This window comes from Streptomyces cyaneofuscatus (assembly GCF_033109485.1).
GTDB lineage: Bacteria > Actinomycetota > Actinomycetes > Streptomycetales > Streptomycetaceae > Streptomyces > Streptomyces cyaneofuscatus.
Window position 1 is genome coordinate 633,896 of record NZ_CP137002.1, and the last position, 15,969, is coordinate 649,864.

Genomic DNA, 15,969 nt, shown 5'->3' on the forward strand with positions numbered 1-15,969 from the left:
CAAGGCGCTGTCAGTGTTGCGTCGAGGCTCAGAGAGTGTCAATAGCTTGTGAACGACGCTCTACGCAAAGGGCGTTGAGGTAACGGGCCAATGCGACGGCGGGTGCCGAATCGCCCGGGGGGCGCGGGGAAGGACGGACACACGGAAGCGGCCCCACCCGTGGGCGGGGCCGCTCAGGCACCTGTCGTACGCATTCACCTCACCGACGGGAGCCGGGCGTGCGGCTCCCCCGGATCAGGCGGTGTGCAGCCTCAGCCCGTAGCGGTTGAGGATCTCGTTGATCGGCTGGTACCAGGTCTCACCGCCGCTGGAGCAGTTGCCCCAGCCGCCGGAGGTGACGCCCTGGGCCTGGTCGCCGCTGATGAACGACCCACCGGAGTCGCCGCCCTGGGCGCAGACGCTGGTCTTGGTCATCTGGTGCACGGCGCCCTGGCTGTAGTTGACGGTCTCGTTCTTGGCGAGGACCCGGCCGCAGTGCCAGCGGGTGGTGGAGCCGGAGCGGCAGATCGAGGCGCCGATCGGGGCCTCGTTCGAGCCGCGCACCAGCTGGTCCGGGACGGTACCCCAGCCGAGGACGACGGGGACGGTCCACCAGCCGCTGCCGACGTTCACCCAGGCGTAGTCGTCGCCGGGGAAGGACGAGCCCTGGAAGTTGCCGATGTAGGAGTTGTCCCAGCCGCGGACCTGCTGCCCGGTGCCCCCGCAGTGCCCGGCGGTGACGAAGCCGCCGTGGACCGAGAAGCCGATCGAGCAGCGGACGTTGCCGGTGTAGTACGGGTCGCCGCCGACGGTCCCGGCGGCGAAGGTCTGCGGGGCCTCGGCCGTCCGCTCCACCGTGACGGGCCCGGCCTTGCGGGCCTTGGCGACAAAGGCGCGGACATCGTTGTCACCCTGTGCGGATCCGACGACGTTCACGACGACGCGGCTGGTGGCGGGGTCGACGCGCCAACTTGCCACGCCGTCGGGCGCGCTCAGGGCGTCGATGCGCTTCATCGTGGCGTCGAGCTGGGCGGCCGAGTGCTCGACGATCCGGGTCTGCGCGCCGGCGGCCCGTACGGCACCGGCCTTGCCGGCGTCGGCGACCGCCACGGTGAGCTTGCCGGTCGCGGAGTCGAACCACGACCCGCCGTAGGCCGAGCCCGCGGCGCGCTGCGCCTTCGGCTCCAGGGCCGTCGCCGCCTTCTCCTGCGCCAGCCGCGTACGGGCCTGGCCCTCGGTCAGGCCGAGGTCACGCTGCATGGCGGAGAGCAGGGCGGCGGAGGCGGGGAGCTCCGCGGAGCCGGTGGGGGCGGCGGAGGCGGCCGACGGGCCGACGGCGGTCCAGGCACCGAGGACCAGGAGCGCGGACAGACCGGTCCGCAGGGCGGTTGCGTGTCTCAAGGGAGTGACCCTTCCTGTTGTTCCAGCGACGTGGGGGTGGAACGGGATCCATCCGGGAGCACATCGGATCGAGCTTTTGAGAGCGCTCTCAGATGCGTCGTCCCGGACTGTAGCGGAGTTCGATAGTCAGGTCCATGCCAATGACAGGAGGTGGTGCGGAGGGGTTTGAGTAGGCGTACTCATCCGGCCTCACGGCTTCCGGTCCTACTGTCACAGGAACACACGGCGGCACCACCCCGAGGAGCAGACCATGGCTGGATCACGCCGCAGGCAGTGGAGAGCCGCCGCCATCTGCGTACTGGCAGGTTCGCTGGTGACCCTGGTCGGGGCCTGCGGGGTGGTCACCACCAAGGAGGACCGCCGGGCGGCGGAGGAACTGGCCGACAAGCACTTCCCCGGCCAGATCAAGGCGATCGGGGCACGCACGCTCTTCCCGGGCACCGGAGGCTCGGAGGTCACCTTCGCCGTGGCCGACGACCGGGACGCCGTGGTCCGGCTGCGCATCAACGCGGACAAGGGCACCTGCGACAGCAAGGAGTGCGCCGGGGTCCTCGCGGAAGCGGTGGCGCGCGGGCGGGCGGACGCGGCCGCGTACCGCACCCTGCGGGACGCGTTCGACGCGTGCGGCTACGAGGTCATCGCCCTCGGCCCCACCGGGACGCCGCCGTACGTGGTGGCCGAACTGACCAACGCCACCGTGCAGCGGGTGCTCGCCGACATCGGAGGCTGCGTCCAGCGCTGGGTCACGGCGAGCGGAGCCGACACCCCGCTCGCGAAGGCAAAGGCCTCGTACGTGAACGTGGTCTCCCCCGCCGTTGCCGAGAAGCGCAACCGGGGCAAGGATTCCTGGCCCACCCTGCTGCGCCTGACCCGTAGCAACCTGGTCGCCTCGCTCACCAAGCACACCTATTACTCGGCCAGTTACGACATCGTGGACGGGCGGGTGGACACGGTGGGCAGCGCCCGGGTGGTGCGGCCGTTCAAGGAGCGGCAGGCGTTCGGGAAGACGGTCCAGGACGCCGTACGGGAGGAGCTGCGCGCCACCTACCCGAACGTGGTCATGAGCGACTATCAGTGGGTGTGGCGCCTGGAGCCGGGCCGGATCGACCGGCAGACCGGCTATCTGCTCTTCTGCCCCGAGCCGGGCGAGCGGGGACGCTGCGTCAACAGCGACGACGCGGTCCTGGTCACGGCGGACGAGCGCGGCAACCCGGTGGGGAAGATCCGCATCGTGCACGACGTACGCGAGGGTACGGGGGCGCTGCGGCTGCCGCCGTACTGAGCCGTGTCAGGCCGCACTGAGCCGTGTCAGGGTGCCAGCAGGGGCAGTCCCGCCGCTTCCCACGGATCACGGAACGCGCCGGTCTCCCGGGCTTCCTCCCCGGCCGTACGCCACACCCGCACCGCATTCCCTTCTCCGCCGCCGTCCAGCGGGGCCCAGCCCGGGTCCCCGTGGGCGGCGAAGGCGGCCCAGGCGCCGGTCATGCGGTGCGCCAGCTCGTGGTCGGCCGGGCCGGGCGGGCCGCCCATCAGGAAGTGGAGGTTCTCGTCGTGGAGGTTCCCGAAGGCGAAGGGGATGTCCGCGCAGTGCCAGGCCCGGACCCGCCTGCCGTCCCCGCCGCTGTCCCTGCCGCTGTCCCTGCCGCTGTCCCTGCCGCTGTCCCCAGCGTCCCCGCCGCTCCGGCGGTCGAAGCGGGAGAGGTAGGTCCGTCCGCCGGCCCGGGCGTGGGCCTCGGCGAGCCGGCTGCTGTATTCGGCGAAGAGGAGGTCTCCGTACAGGGCAAGATAGACGTCGAGGACGGGAGCGGCGTCCGGCAGACGGTCGCGGTAGGCGTCGACGAGCTGCGGTGGCAGGCCGAAGTCTGCGGCGAACGTGCGGAGTTGCTGTTCCGTGGTCACCTTGGCGCTGCTGCCCACGGCGTCGAGGAGCCAGTACTCCTCCGTCGTGTGGCAGACCAGCAGCTCCACGTCCGCGCCGGCTCCGGCCCCGGCGGCCCACGCCTCCAGCGGGTCGCAGGGCAGCAGGTCCCCGTCGGCGACGGGCCCGTAGATCGCCGGATCGTAGTGGCGCTGCCCGGAGCCGGGGTCCTGCCGGTACCGCTCGACGACCCGGTCGGATGCGCTCACCAGCGCCTGCGGTGAGGCGGCGAGCAGCCCCGCGCGGGTGGCGGGCACCCCGGCCGCCGCCGCGACCTCGGCGGTGGTGCGGGCCGCCTGTCCGACCGTGGCGCAGGCGTTGACGGCGCTGTGCAGGATGGCCCGGTGGAACAGGCCGCGCGCCCGGTCGGCTGCCATCAGGCAGGCCACGGAGGTGGCCCCCGAGGACTGTCCGGCCAGGGTGACGCGCCCGGGTGAGCCACCGAAGGCGGCGATGGTGTCCCGGACCCATTCCAGGGCGGCGATCTGGTCGAGCAGCCCCCGGTTGTCGGGGCAGGCGGGCCCCTCGCCGTCGGCGGGAACGTGGCCGAACCCCTCGAAGCCGAGGCGGTGGTTGAGCGTGACGACGACGAGCCCCCGGGCGGCGAGGGCGGTGCCGTCGAAGTCGGGCTGGGCGGAGGAGCCGAAGACGTACGCGCCGCCGTGGATCCAGACGAGCACGGGCAGGTCTCCGGGCCCGTCGGCCGGTGCCCAGATGTTCAGTGTGAGGATGTCCTCGTCCCCGGGCGACCAGGCCGGGGAGCCGGGCAGTTCGGCGGACTGGGGCGCCACGGGCCCGTACGCGGTGCACTCCCGTACGCCGTCCCAGGGCTGCGCCGGACGGGGCGCCCGGAACCGGTCGGCGCCGAACGGCGGTGCGGCGTAAGGGAGTCCGCGTACGGTCACGATCCCCGGGTCCCGCTCGGAGCGCCGCCCTCGTACGCGTCCCGCCCGCGTGGTGAACACATCCACGGCTGCCGCTCCCCCGCCCTGCTCCGCCCGACCACCCGCCCGGCGTTCGGGCGTGCGGTGGGCAGGATGTCAGCCGGGAGGCCTCTCGCGCCAACGCCTTTTCGCAGGTGGGCGGGGTGGGCCCGGGAATCGGTCGCCTACTGGCCGATCAGTTCGCGCACCGTCGCCATGTCGCTGAAGGGCAGCAGTTCGTCACCGACGATCTGGTGCGGCTCGCTGCCCTTGCCCGCGATGAGCACGATGTCGGCCGGTCCCGCCGAGGCGAGGGCGGAGGCGATGGCCGCACGGCGGTCCGTGAACCGTTCGAACGGCGTTCCGGTCGCCGCGATGCCGGGCGCGATCTGGTCGAGGATCGCCTCGGGGTCCTCGTACCGGGGATTGTCCGAGGTGAGCACGCACAGGTCCGAGTGGGTGCCGGCGATGGTGCCCATCTCGGCGCGCTTGGTGGTGTCGCGGTCGCCGCCGCAGCCGAAGACGGTGATGACCCGGCCCTCGGCGAAGCCGCGGATCGTGGTCAGGACCTTGTTGAGGGAGTCCGGCGAGTGGGCGTAGTCCACGATCACCGAGGTGCCCTCGGAGGTGTGGAGGCGCTCGAAGCGGCCCGGGATCTGCGGCATGCGCTCCAGCGCGTCGACGAGCCCGGCCAGGCCGTGGCCGAGCAGGTGGCAGGCGGCCACCGTCGCTAGGGCGTTGGAGACCGAGAACCGCCCCGGGGACGGGATCGCCGCCGGGTACTTCCGGCCGTCGTGGTGCAGGGTGAACCGGGTCCCCGAGGCGTCCACCGCCAGGTCGGTGGCGCGGTAGTCCGCCGGGCCGTCCAGGGCGTACGTGGTCACCGCGTCGGGCATCAGCTCCCGGATGCCGGCGCCGACCGGGTCGTCCGCGTTGATGACCGCGCGCCGGCACAGCCCCTGGAAGAGGCGGAGTTTGGCATCGCGGTAGTGCTCCATGGTGCCGTGGTCGTCGAGGTGGTCCTGCGACAGGTTGGTGAAGACGCCCACGTCGATGAAGGTCCGGTCCAGACGGTGCGTCAGCAGGCCCATCGAGGTGGCCTCCAGGACGACGCTGCCGGCCGCGCTGTCGCGCATACGGCTCAGCAGGTACTGGAGGTCGGGCGATTCGGGGGTGGAGAGCGCGGAGGGCGGCATCGGGATCGGTTCGTCCCCGATCCGGCTCCCCGCCGTGCCGATCACCCCGACCCGGGCGCCCTCGGCGAGCCGTAGCACCGACTCGGCCATGTACGAGACGGAGGTCTTGCCGTTGGTCCCGGTGATCGCGATCAGGTCCATCGCACGGCCCGGCTCACCGAAGTAGCGCGAGGCGATGACGGCGGCGGCCTTGCGGGCGTCCGGCACCCGGATCGCGCACACGTCGCCCGCCGCCGCGGGAAGAGGTGGTGCCTGGGCGTCGACGACGACGGCTGCCGCGCCACGGGCGACGGCCGGCGCGACGGCGTCCGGACCGCCGGCCGCGTGGTCGGGTACCGCGACGAAGACGGAGCCGGGCGTGACCCGGTCCGCGTCGTACGTCGTGCCGGCGGTGATCCTGGTGCGCTCGGGGCTTCCCTGCAGCACGTGGTGGTCCTGCCCGGCCAGTAGGTCGCTCAGCTTCACGATGGTCCCTTCGAGTGCGGCTCGGCCCGTCTCTGCGGCCGTCGCCGGGCAGCGGCACGGGCGGGTGCGCCTGTGCCGCGTGATGCGTGATGCGTGATGCGTGATGCGTAACGTGTCGGATGTTGCGTTACGTGGTGGGTGTTGCGTGACGTGATGGGTGCCGCGTGATGCGTGATGGGTGTTGCGTTACGTATGCGAGCGCCGGGGGCGGCGGCTCCCTCCGGCGCGGAGAGGCCGGAGTCGTTCGTGGGAGGGGCGGCGGACCGGGGCGTCCCCTTGGCCCGGATCCGCGGACGCCGAAGACCGCTAGCCGTGGCCGTGCAGTGCGGTACGGCCCGTTCCGGGCGCCGCGTCGGCGGGTGCCGGTGCGGCGGCGGGGACCGCGACCGGGGGCAGCGCGGAGGGGGCCCGGTGCGGGCACTTCCCCAGTTCGGCGCTACGACCCATGAGCCGAGTGTACGTCCGCTCCGGCCTGTCCCGGCCCGCCCGGAGCAGGCGGGGACATGTCAGGGCCCGATCTTCCCTTTGCGGGCGGAGCGGGACCGGAGTGGAATTGCGTACAGGGGACAGTGGTTCTCCCGAGGAAAGGATGCGCGCCATGAGCGACACCGACTGGGGGGACGACGTCTACCAGCCTCAGGAGCAGGAGGCCGCCGACCCCGATGAACAGCTCGGCTCCGAGGACACGCTGCTGGACCCCTCCGGCACCGGCGATCCGCTCGACGAGGGCTATTCACCGCCGGACCGCCCCTGGGTGGTGGAAGGCCTCGGCACCACGGCTGCCGAGAGCCTCACGGGTGAGTCGCTCGAAACCCGGCTGACCAGGGAGGTTCCCGAGACTCCCGGTTTCACCGGCGACGGTGTGGGAGACCTGGCGGGCGGGGATGGCGAGCTCTGGGACGGCAAGGTCGGCGTCGCCCGTGCCGGGCGGCTGACCCAGCAGGCGGACGGCACTGTCCCGGCCACGCTCACCGCCAGCGATGTGGGCATCGACGGCGCGGCGGCGTCGGCCGAGGAAGCCGCGATGCACGTGATCCCCGAGGAGGGGGACGACGAGAGCCTTCTGGACGGTTCGCTGCCCGACGGCGCGCTCGTCGACGGTGCCGCCGAGGACGGCGCTCCTGTTGACAGCTCCCCCGTAGAGGGCTCCATCAAGGGCTCCGCCGAAGGCGCGTGAACGCCGCCGTCCCCCGTCCCGTACTCCCCTGACCGAACGCCCCCCGGAATCGCAGGAGCACACAGATGAGCGGCACTGCCCAGATCGGCGTCACCGGACTCGCGGTGATGGGCCGCAACCTGGCCCGGAACTTCGCCCGCAACGGCTTCACCGTCGCGGTGCACAACCGCACGGCCTCCCGGACCGACGCCCTCGTGAAGGAGTTCGGTGACGAGGGCACGTTCGTCGCCGCGCACACCCCCGAGGAGTTCGTCGCGGCGCTGGAACGCCCCCGCCGACTGGTGATCATGGTGAAGGCCGGGGATCCGACGGACGCGGTGATCCAGGAGTTCGCGCCGCTGCTGGAGGACGGCGACGTCATCATCGACGGTGGCAACGCCCACTTCGAGGACACCCGCCGCCGGGAGAAGGAGTTGCGGGAACGCGGGATCCACTTCGTCGGGGCGGGCGTCTCCGGCGGGGAGGAGGGCGCGCTCCACGGCCCGAGCATCATGCCGGGCGGATCGGCCGAGTCGTACGCGTCGCTGGGCCCGATGCTGGAGAAGATCGCCGCGAAGGCGAAGGACGGCACCCCGTGCACCGCGCACATCGGCCCCGACGGGGCCGGGCACTTCGTGAAGATGGTGCACAACGGCATCGAGTACGCGGACATGCAGCTGATCGCCGAGGCGTACGACCTGCTGCGCCGGATCGCCGGGTACTCCCCCGCGCAGATCGCCGACACCTTCCGGAGCTGGAACACCGGACGGCTGGACTCGTACCTCATCGAGATCACCGCCGAGGTCCTCGCCCATACGGACGCGGCCACCGGCAAGCCGTTCGTCGACGTCGTGCAGGACCGCGCGGAGCAGAAGGGCACCGGGCGGTGGACGGTGCAGATCGCGCTCGACCTGGGTGTTCCCGTCTCCGGGATCGCCGAGGCGGTCTTCGCGCGTTCCCTCTCCGGCCACGCGGACCTGCGCGAGGCGTCGCGGGAGCTGCCGGGGCCGGTGGCGAAACCGCTGGAGGGGGCGGACGCGTCGGCGTTCGCGGACCGGGTCGAGCAGGCCCTCTACGCCTCGAAGGTCGTCTCGTACACGCAGGGCTTCCACCAGATCCGGGCCGGCAGCGAGGCGTACGACTGGGACATCGACCTCGGTTCGGTGGCGGCGATCTGGCGGGCGGGCTGCATCATCCGGGCGGCGTTCCTTGACCGTATCCGGGCCGCCTACGACTCCCGGCCGGAGCTGGTGAGCCTGCTGTCGGACGAGGAGTTCGGGCGGGAGATCGGGGCCGCGCAGGAGGACTGGCGGGCGGTGGTGGCGGAGGCCGCGCGCCAGGGCGTGCCGACGCCCGGTTTCGCCGCCGCGCTGTCCTACTACGACGGGTTGCGCGCGGACCGGCTGCCGGCGGCGCTCACGCAGGGGCAGCGGGACTTCTTCGGGGCGCACACCTACCGGCGTCCGGACCGGGAGGGGTCGTTCCACACGCTGTGGGGCGGGGACCGGTCCGAGGTCGAGGCGGGCTGAGGCGTACGCACCCGGGGTGGGGCGGCCGGGTCACCGGGTGGCTCGGCCGGGTCACCCCGGGTGCGGCTGTCCGCGGGGCATGGCTTAGTGGGCTGCGAGCCCTGTTGTACCCGGTCCCCCGATGCCTGGAGTGCCGCGCATGTCCGCAGCCGTCCCCGACCCCGTCTCCGTCCAGCCCGTCGTGGCGCCGCTGACCAATGCGGCGCTGTTCCTGGTCGGGACGGTCGAGCCGGGCGGTGAGGACGCCGTACGGGAGGTGCTGCCGGACCTGGCGGCCGTCGCCCGGTCCCTCGGCTTCCGCTACCCGGACGCCGGTCTCGCCTGTGTGACGGGGTTCGGCTCCGCCGTCTGGGACCGTCTGTTCGGCGGGGGGCGCCCCGCGCACCTCCACCCGTTCCAGGAGTTGCGGGGCCGGCTCCACCACGCCCCGGCGACCCCGGGCGATGTGCTGCTGCACATCCGGGCGGAGCGGATGGACGTCTGCTTCGAGTGGGCGGCGCAGCTGCTCACCAAGCTCGGCGGGGCGCTGCGGATCGTGGACGAGACGCACGGTTTCCGCTATCTCGACCACCGGGATCTGCTGGGCTTCGTGGACGGTACGGAGAATCCGGTGGGCGACGACGCCCGCTCGGCGGCGCTGGTCGGCGCGGACGACGATCCGGAGTTCGAGGGCGGCAGTTATGTCGTCGTACAGAAGTATCTGCACGACCTGACGTCCTGGAACGCGCTCTCCGTGGAGGAGCAGGAGCGCGTCATCGGGCGCACGAAACTCGACGACGTGGAGTTTCCCGACGACGAGAAGCCCGCCGACTCCCATCTCGCGCTCAACACGATCACCGACCCGGACGGCACCGAACGCGACATCCTGCGGGCGAACATGCCGTTCGGGAACTTCGGTCAGGGCGAGTTCGGCACGTACTTCATCGGGTACGCGGCCGACCCCGACGTCACCGAACGCATGCTCCGCAACATGTTCCTCGGCGATCCGCCCGGCACGCACGACCGCATCCTCGACTTCTCCACGGCGGTCACCGGAGGCCTCTTCTTCGCCCCGCGCGCCGAGTTCCTCGACGACCCGCCGCCCCCGCCCTCCCTGGTCCGCGCCGAGGACCGGCCGGAACCGGTGCCCGTCGCGGCCGCACCGGACGGACCGGACGGACCGGAAGGATCGGCCGGGTCGGCCGGGTCGGACCACGGTTCGCTGCGCATCGGCAGCCTGCAAGAAAGCGCCCAGTGATGAACAATCTGCATCGCGAGCTCGCACCGGTCACCCCCGCCGCCTGGGACGAGATCGAGGAGGAGGCGCGGCGTACGTTCCGCCGCCATGTCGCGGGCCGCCGCGTCGTCGACGTCTCCGATCCGGACGGCCCGACGCTGGCTGCGGTCGGTGACGGCCATCTGCGCGACATCGACCCGCCGACGCCGGATGTGGTGGCCCGGGCGCGTACGTCGATGCCGGTCATCGAGTGGCGGGTGCCGTTCACGGTGAGCAGGCAGGCGGTGGACGACGTGGAGCGCGGCTCCGCCGACAGCGACTGGCAGCCCGTCAAGGACGCGGCGCGCACCTGTGCGTTCGCGGAGGACATGGCGGTCATCGACGGGTACGCGGCGGCCGGGATCACCGGTCTGCGGGACGGCTCCTCGCACGACCCGCTGCCGCTGCCCGCCGACGCACGGGACTATCCGGTGGCGGTCAGCCAGGCGGTGACGCGGCTGCGGCTGGCCGGTGTCGAGGGGCCGTATCGGCTGCTGCTCGGCGCGGACGCGTTCACGGAGGCCGCCGAGATGTCGGACCACGGCTTTCCGGTCAAGACCCATCTGGCCCGTATCGTGGACGACGAGATCCTGTGGGCGCCCGCCGTGAAGGGCGGGGTGCTGCTGTCGACCCGGGGCGGCGACTTCGAACTCTGCCTGGGCCAGGACCTGTCGATCGGGTACGCGGACCATGACGCCACCAGCGTCCACCTCTACTTCCAGCAGGCGTTCACGTTCCGGATGCTGACGCCGGAGGCGGTGGTGGGGCTCATCGCCTGAGGTCCAGCCGCTTTCGTCGAAGACATGTGGGGGCAGCCATCACCGACTCCGGCCGTACGACACAGACACCTACGCCACCTACACCGCCTTTCGCGCGCCCCGCCGTCCGCTTCGACGCGGCCGTCCGGGCGGCCGTCGGGCAGGGGCTGCTGAGCGAGTCCCGCCCGGTGGCCGGGTTCGTCGACACGGAGGGGGTGCGCTCGTCCGTCGCCGAGCTGCGGGAGGCGTTCGCGCACAGCCCCGGGGTGCTGCACACCTTCGCGGCCAAGGCCTCCTCCCTCATCCCGGTCCTGCGGCTGCTCGCCGACTGCGGGATGGGGTGCGAGGTGGCGAGCCCGGGTGAGCTGCGGCTCGCCGTCGAGGCCGGTTTCGCTCCGGGGACGATCGTCCTGGACTCCCCCGCCAAGACCCGCGAGGAGATCCGGCTGGCGCTCGCCCTCGGGGTGGCCGTCAACGCCGACAGCATCGACGAACTCCGCCGTATCGACACACTGCGGCACCGCGACGCCCCCTCCGTCCTCGGACTGCGGGTCAACCCGCAGGTGGGCGGCGGGGCGATCGGCCCGATGTCCACGGCGACGGACACCTCGAAGTTCGGGGTGGCGCTCCGTGATCCGGGCGCGCGCGAGGCGGTCGTACGGGCCTTCGAGGCGCGCCCGTGGCTGACCCGCCTGCACGCCCATGTCGGCTCCCAGGGCTGCCCGTTGGAGCTGATCGCGGCGGGCGTGGCGCAGACGTACGAGCTGGCCGAGGAGATCAACGAACGCCTCGGCACCCGGCAGGTGACCAGCCTGGACATCGGCGGCGGGCTGCCGGTCAACTTCACGGACGACACCACGCACCCGACGTACGCGGCGTACGTGGACGCGCTGACGGCGGCGGCCCCGGGCCTGTTCTCCGGCCGGTACGCGCTGGTCACCGAGTTCGGCCGGTCGCTGCTCGCGAAGAACGGCTTCATCGGGGCGCGGGTGGAGTACACGAAGGACGCCGGCGGCCGCCGGATCGCGCTCACCCACGCGGGGGCGCAGACCGCCACCCGTACCGTCTTCATGCCCGACTCCTGGCCGCTGCGGGTCGGGGCGTTCACAGAGGACGGCTCGCCGAAAAGCGGACGGCCGCTGGCACAGGACATCGGGGGGCCGTGCTGCTTCGCGGGCGATGTGGTGGCGCACGGCCGGGAGTTGCCGGAGCTGGCCGAGGGCGATTTCGTCGTCCTGTACGACACGGGGGCGTACTACTTCTCCACCCCGTGGGCGTACAACAGCCTGCCGCGCCCGGCGGTGTACGGCTTCCGCTCGACGGCGCCGGAGGGCGAGGTGGTGTTCGCGACGGTGCGGGAGGCCCAGACGATGGACGCGATCGCCGCGGAGAGCGGCCTGGCACACGCGGACGCGCTGACGGGGCTGGGCTGAGTGGGGGCTCCGTACGAACGGAGCCCCCAGGCCACTCCTCTACGACCCGGCGGGCTGCGGCTCCGGGTCCGGTACGGGGTCGGGGCCGGGCGCCGGAGGCTGCGGAATCGGGTCCGGGGCCGGGCCGGGCGGCACCGGGGCGGGCCCCGGCGGCACGGGCGGCGGGCTCGGCACCGGGGTGGGCGGACCCGGCACGGGCGGAGGCGTCGGCGACGGCGGTACGGGGTCGGGGTACGGGTGGGTCATTTCGATCCTCCACAACGACACGAAACGGACAGATGGAGCTTTCCTCCACCGTCTCCCGGTGCGGCTGCCCGCGCCTGCCGAGTCCACACGTACGACGCAGGGCGGAGTGCGGGTTCGCGGAACAAGCGCCCGCCACCCCTCCCTCTCCTTCTCCTCCTGCTCCCCCTCAGAACAGCTCGGGATGGTCCTTGAGCTGCCGCTCCGCCTCCCGTACGAGCTCCTCCGGAGCCGCGGGTGCCTCGTCAGGGTGGCGCTGCGCCCACTTCGCCGCGTACGGGCACAGGGGCACGACGGGGACTCCCTCCTCCGCGGCGATGGCGTAGAACCTCCGGACGAGGGCTCCGGCGATGCCCTTGCCCTCGTGCTCGGGGCGGACCACCGTATGGACGGCCACGAGCGCGCCCGGGGCGGGCTCCATGACGAAGTACGCGATCGTTCCGGCGACCTTCCCGTCCGCCCGGGCCGTGAGCATGCCGCGCTCACGGTCGTCGCTGATCTCTACAGCAGCGTCCTCCGCCATGGGCTTCCGCTCTCCTCGTTCCGTGGGCACGGACGGCCGATTCAGCCGCCCGCGACGACCGCCTGCGGGCTCCGCTCCGTACGGGTCCCGGGCACCGGGGCCGACGCGTCGGTGCCGAGCGCCACGATCCGGTTGTCCGCGTCGACATGGACGACCTTCGGGGTGAACGCGCGGGCCTCGGCGTCCTCGACCTGTGCGTAGCTGATCAGGATGACCAGGTCACCGGGGTGCACGAGGTGTGCGGCGGCGCCGTTGATCCCGATGACACCGGAGCCGCGCACGCCCTCGATGACGTACGTCTCCAGGCGGGCGCCGTTGTCGATGTCAACGATATGGACCAGCTCGCCGGGCAGCAGGTCGGCGGCGTCCATCAGGTCGGCGTCGATCGTCACGGAGCCGACGTAGTGCAGGTCAGCCTGGGTGACGGTGGCCCGGTGGATCTTGGACTTGAACAGAGTGCGCAGCACTGTGGACTCCTCTGAGACGGCTCCCTGCCTGCTTTATGCAGGTCAAGGGCGATCTCGACTGTACACCGGCACACGCCGACCGAGCCAAGGTCCATGTCACGCGCCCCTGCACACTTGCGTGCGCCGCTCCCCCCTTCCGTACGGTCCGACCGATGGCGAACCGCCCTCGCACACCGTGAAGGAGAGCTGTTGAAGCCGACCGAGGAAGTGCTCCAGGACCTGACCCAGCCGTCGAACATCTCCGTCCACTCCGACGTGGCGCTCATCGGGAACGTGAAGTCCGCCATCGCGGCGGACGACAAGAAGCGGAAGGAGAACGAGGACGAGCCGCTCCGCCGGAAGCGTGATCTCGCCCCGATCCCGCAGACGGAGCTACCCCGGCAGTTCGAAGTGACTCTGTGGGACGTCCTCCATACCCTCGCCCGGGCAACCGCGCTGTCGTGGCGTGGTGCGGGCCGAGGACTGGCGGAACACTGGGGCGCTCTCAAATACACCCAGGCCCTGGCCGGCGGTCGCGACTCCTTCCTCGGCCTCACCGACGAAGGCCACCGCATCGCGGACCACTACAAGTCGCTGCAGTCCGGCGAGCTCGGCATCGGCTTCGCACTCACCCTCGCCGAACACCTGCTGCGCAGCCGCTTCCCCGACCACACGGTGACGATCGTCCCCGCCGACACGGCGTTACGCGCGGGCTGGGCTCTCACCAGCAGAGACAAGGGCGAGAAGGTGAAGTACCGCTACCGCCCTCAGTACTTCGCAGAGGTCTGGCGGCCGGGCGAGCCGTCCCTCACCATCCCCCTCGCCTGCAAGGGCAACCACGGCGACACCGCCATCTCCGCCGAACAGCTGGCCTCCGCCTCCGCCCACGCCGAGCGGTCCATATCGGCCCGTGGAACGAGACCCCCAGCCTGTTGTTCAGCACGCAGCTCCCGACGGACGGCGGCACGATGGCCGTCCACGCCCTTCAGGCACCCGGCAGCGGCGGCCGGCTGTTCCCGGCCGAGGTCCGTGAGCCGAACCTGAACGACCCGCCGTGCCAGGCGAACGTGATGCCGGGCATCCACCCGCCGACCGAGGGCCTGGTGGCACCGGAGCCCGTACGGGGTTGCCACGTGCAGGCGAAGGACTACGCCTGGTTCCAGGAGTCCCTGGCCCACACCACGGCGGCCGGCCTCATGGCCTTCACCGGCTCCGGCCACGCCACCGCCCGCCACCTGACCGACCGGCAGGGCCGCAAACGCTTCACCGGCCTTGAGCACGCGGCCAGCATGAGCATCCAGGACGCCACCCACGCCCTCTCCGGCACCAAGTACGTCGGCACCGACCACGTCTTCCGCCTCAACGGCCCCCGCGTCGAAGCGTTCTCCGGCGTGGACGAGGAGGTCTTCCGACTCCTCGTCAGGGGCGACGTCGAGGAGTACCGCGCCCTCTTCCACGCGAGCCGCCACGTCCGCCCCCGCCTCACCTTCGACAAGGACTGGGGCGGCCCCGTCTCCGTGCAAGCCGACGGATCGGTCCTCGCCCTGCGTCTGCTGCCGGGACAGGACGAGGCGCCTCGTCCTGTCCGTGGACAATCCGGGTGCGCCGGTTGATCACGTCGGGCAACACTTCGCGGTTGAACTCCGCAGCCTGCGTATCACTGCAAAAGGGCTGCGACGGGCGCGGGAAGAAGATCCCGCAGATCGGTGATCTGAACGTGGGCGGCATGGGTCGCGGTGAACTGGGCGACGGACATGCTCGGTGGGCCGAAGACGGTGGTGAAGGTCCGCAGCGCCCCTGGGGTGCGGTCCAGGGCCCAGGCCGCGGTTGAAGTGCTGGTCGTCAGGAAGCTGCTGGGCTCGGAACCGATCACGAACAGCTCTGCCCGGCGGCCGGAAGTGTCGGCGGCGAGCATCACGAGGTCCTTGAAGGTCTGGCGCTTGCGTATGGCGTCCGCGCCGCGCCAACGAGCGAGCTTGAACTCCGCGATGCGCTGGTCTGTCTCCAGGTCGTACGGACGGCTCGGGTCGTTGCCGGCGCCGAGGGAGGGGCGGACGGTGATGCGTTCCTCATCCCCGAGGATGTGGGGCAGGGCGAGGAGGATGCCGCAGGCGTGGATCAAGTCGTTGATCCGGCCCAGGCTTTCGCGGGCCGTGAACGCTGAGGCAAGCAGCTCCGGCATGACGTGGCTGTCCTCCGCTATCCGCAGGACGGCCATCCCGTCGGCGCCCTCCAATCGGTGCTCCAGCGAGGCCAGGGCCTGGGTGAGCGGCTGGCGGCTCAGGAAGGCGGCGAGCACCCCCACAGCGGTGCTCAGCCGCTCTGCTTCTTCACGGTCCTGGTGGGCTGAGGAGGTGTCCATGGGGACAGTCTGGCTCTTCTTCGGTGCGGTGAAGCCGGAGGAGACGTGCCCGGCCGGCGACAAACAGGCTCCTGAGGCGGCAGGCGGGCGGATGCCGGACCCGGTTGAGGAGTCCGTGAAGGCGTTCACGCCGGAGCATGAGGGGGATTGCTCGGAATGCCCGCATCGCAGCCGGTGCGTCATGTGCGGAGCAGCACCCGCCACCGGAAGGGACGTGACAGAGTGTTGACGGTGCATACATAGCGACGTTACATTCATGCAGGCGCCGCCGACACAGCCGTGAGGGGGTTACCAGGAAAGCCACCGCCCCGAGCACCCCAGCAGCCGAGCAGGTGCCCGAACGGATACGGCCGGGCTCGCTTCCCTTCCCCTCGCCCTCCTT

The 15,969-nt window shown here is 71.7% G+C and carries 16 protein-coding genes; 8 read left to right on the forward strand and 8 right to left on the reverse strand.

What is annotated here, in order from left to right; genetic code table 11:
• Positions 1-234 precede the first annotated feature (234 nt).
• A complete protein-coding gene (locus R2B67_RS02585) occupies positions 235-1,380 on the reverse strand; it encodes a S1 family peptidase (protein WP_317816217.1) in 1,146 nt (381 codons plus the stop codon).
• Positions 1,381-1,630: 250 nt separating this feature from the next.
• Here R2B67_RS02585 and R2B67_RS02590 point away from each other — a divergent pair, with 250 nt between their 5' ends.
• Positions 1,631-2,662 (forward strand): SCO7460 family lipoprotein, encoded by a 1,032-nt coding sequence (locus R2B67_RS02590; RefSeq protein WP_317816219.1) that lies wholly within the window; start codon positions 1,631-1,633, stop codon positions 2,660-2,662.
• 26 nt (positions 2,663-2,688) lie between these two features.
• Here R2B67_RS02590 and R2B67_RS02595 read toward each other — a convergent pair whose 3' ends face one another.
• The 3 genes from R2B67_RS02595 to R2B67_RS02605 form a co-directional block, all read right to left on the reverse strand.
• Complete coding sequence (locus R2B67_RS02595; protein WP_317816222.1) at positions 2,689-4,269, reverse strand: carboxylesterase/lipase family protein; 1,581 nt, start codon at positions 4,267-4,269, stop codon at positions 2,689-2,691.
• Positions 4,270-4,406: 137 nt separating this feature from the next.
• A complete protein-coding gene (locus tag R2B67_RS02600; RefSeq protein WP_317816225.1) occupies positions 4,407-5,882 on the reverse strand; it encodes a UDP-N-acetylmuramoyl-L-alanyl-D-glutamate--2,6-diaminopimelate ligase in 1,476 nt (491 codons plus the stop codon).
• Positions 5,883-6,188: 306 nt separating this feature from the next.
• A complete protein-coding gene (locus tag R2B67_RS02605; RefSeq protein ID WP_157851185.1) occupies positions 6,189-6,329 on the reverse strand; it encodes a hypothetical protein in 141 nt (46 codons plus the stop codon).
• 151 nt (positions 6,330-6,480) lie between these two features.
• On the opposite strand from R2B67_RS02605, the gene R2B67_RS02610 reads away from it, so the two are divergent.
• The 5 genes from R2B67_RS02610 to R2B67_RS02630 all read left to right on the forward strand — a co-directional run bounded on the left by R2B67_RS02610 (position 6,481) and on the right by R2B67_RS02630 (position 12,013).
• Entirely contained in the window at positions 6,481-7,059 is a 579-nt protein-coding gene (locus tag R2B67_RS02610) for a DUF5709 domain-containing protein (protein ID WP_317816230.1), read from the forward strand.
• Positions 7,060-7,124: 65 nt separating this feature from the next.
• Positions 7,125-8,567 carry an NADP-dependent phosphogluconate dehydrogenase gene (gene gndA, locus R2B67_RS02615; RefSeq protein ID WP_317816232.1) on the forward strand — a complete coding sequence of 481 codons (1,443 nt, stop codon included), beginning with the start codon at positions 7,125-7,127 and terminating at the stop codon, positions 8,565-8,567.
• 139 nt (positions 8,568-8,706) lie between these two features.
• Positions 8,707-9,804 carry a Dyp-type peroxidase gene (locus R2B67_RS02620; protein WP_317816234.1) on the forward strand — a complete coding sequence of 366 codons (1,098 nt, stop codon included), beginning with the start codon at positions 8,707-8,709 and terminating at the stop codon, positions 9,802-9,804.
• Positions 9,804-10,601, forward strand: a complete 798-nt coding sequence (locus tag R2B67_RS02625) for a family 1 encapsulin nanocompartment shell protein (RefSeq protein WP_018513129.1) — start codon at positions 9,804-9,806, stop codon at positions 10,599-10,601. Before R2B67_RS02620 ends, R2B67_RS02625 begins: the two co-directional genes overlap by 1 nt.
• A gap of 26 nt (positions 10,602-10,627) precedes the next feature.
• Positions 10,628-12,013 carry a type III PLP-dependent enzyme domain-containing protein gene (locus R2B67_RS02630; protein WP_317816240.1) on the forward strand — a complete coding sequence of 462 codons (1,386 nt, stop codon included), beginning with the start codon at positions 10,628-10,630 and terminating at the stop codon, positions 12,011-12,013.
• 39 nt (positions 12,014-12,052) lie between these two features.
• Here R2B67_RS02630 and R2B67_RS02635 read toward each other — a convergent pair whose 3' ends face one another.
• The 3 genes from R2B67_RS02635 to panD all read right to left on the reverse strand — a co-directional run bounded on the left by R2B67_RS02635 (position 12,053) and on the right by panD (position 13,246).
• On the reverse strand, positions 12,053-12,259 hold the full coding sequence (locus R2B67_RS02635; protein WP_317816242.1) for a hypothetical protein: 207 nt from the start codon (positions 12,257-12,259) through the stop codon (positions 12,053-12,055).
• A 166-nt stretch (positions 12,260-12,425) separates the two neighbouring features.
• A complete protein-coding gene (locus R2B67_RS02640) occupies positions 12,426-12,779 on the reverse strand; it encodes a GNAT family N-acetyltransferase (RefSeq protein ID WP_317816244.1) in 354 nt (117 codons plus the stop codon).
• A gap of 41 nt (positions 12,780-12,820) precedes the next feature.
• On the reverse strand, positions 12,821-13,246 hold the full coding sequence (gene panD / locus R2B67_RS02645; RefSeq protein ID WP_018513132.1) for an aspartate 1-decarboxylase: 426 nt from the start codon (positions 13,244-13,246) through the stop codon (positions 12,821-12,823).
• Between the two features lie 189 nt (positions 13,247-13,435).
• On the opposite strand from panD, the gene R2B67_RS02650 reads away from it, so the two are divergent.
• Complete coding sequence (locus tag R2B67_RS02650) at positions 13,436-14,269, forward strand: hypothetical protein (protein WP_317816247.1); 834 nt, start codon at positions 13,436-13,438, stop codon at positions 14,267-14,269.
• 26 nt (positions 14,270-14,295) lie between these two features.
• Positions 14,296-14,838, forward strand: a complete 543-nt coding sequence (locus R2B67_RS02655; RefSeq protein WP_317816249.1) for a hypothetical protein — start codon at positions 14,296-14,298, stop codon at positions 14,836-14,838.
• Positions 14,839-14,882: 44 nt separating this feature from the next.
• Here the strand turns inward: R2B67_RS02655 and R2B67_RS02660 are convergent, their stop codons facing one another.
• Positions 14,883-15,587 carry a PE-PGRS family protein gene (locus R2B67_RS02660; protein ID WP_317816251.1) on the reverse strand — a complete coding sequence of 235 codons (705 nt, stop codon included), beginning with the start codon at positions 15,585-15,587 and terminating at the stop codon, positions 14,883-14,885.
• Positions 15,588-15,969: the final 382 nt, after the last annotated feature.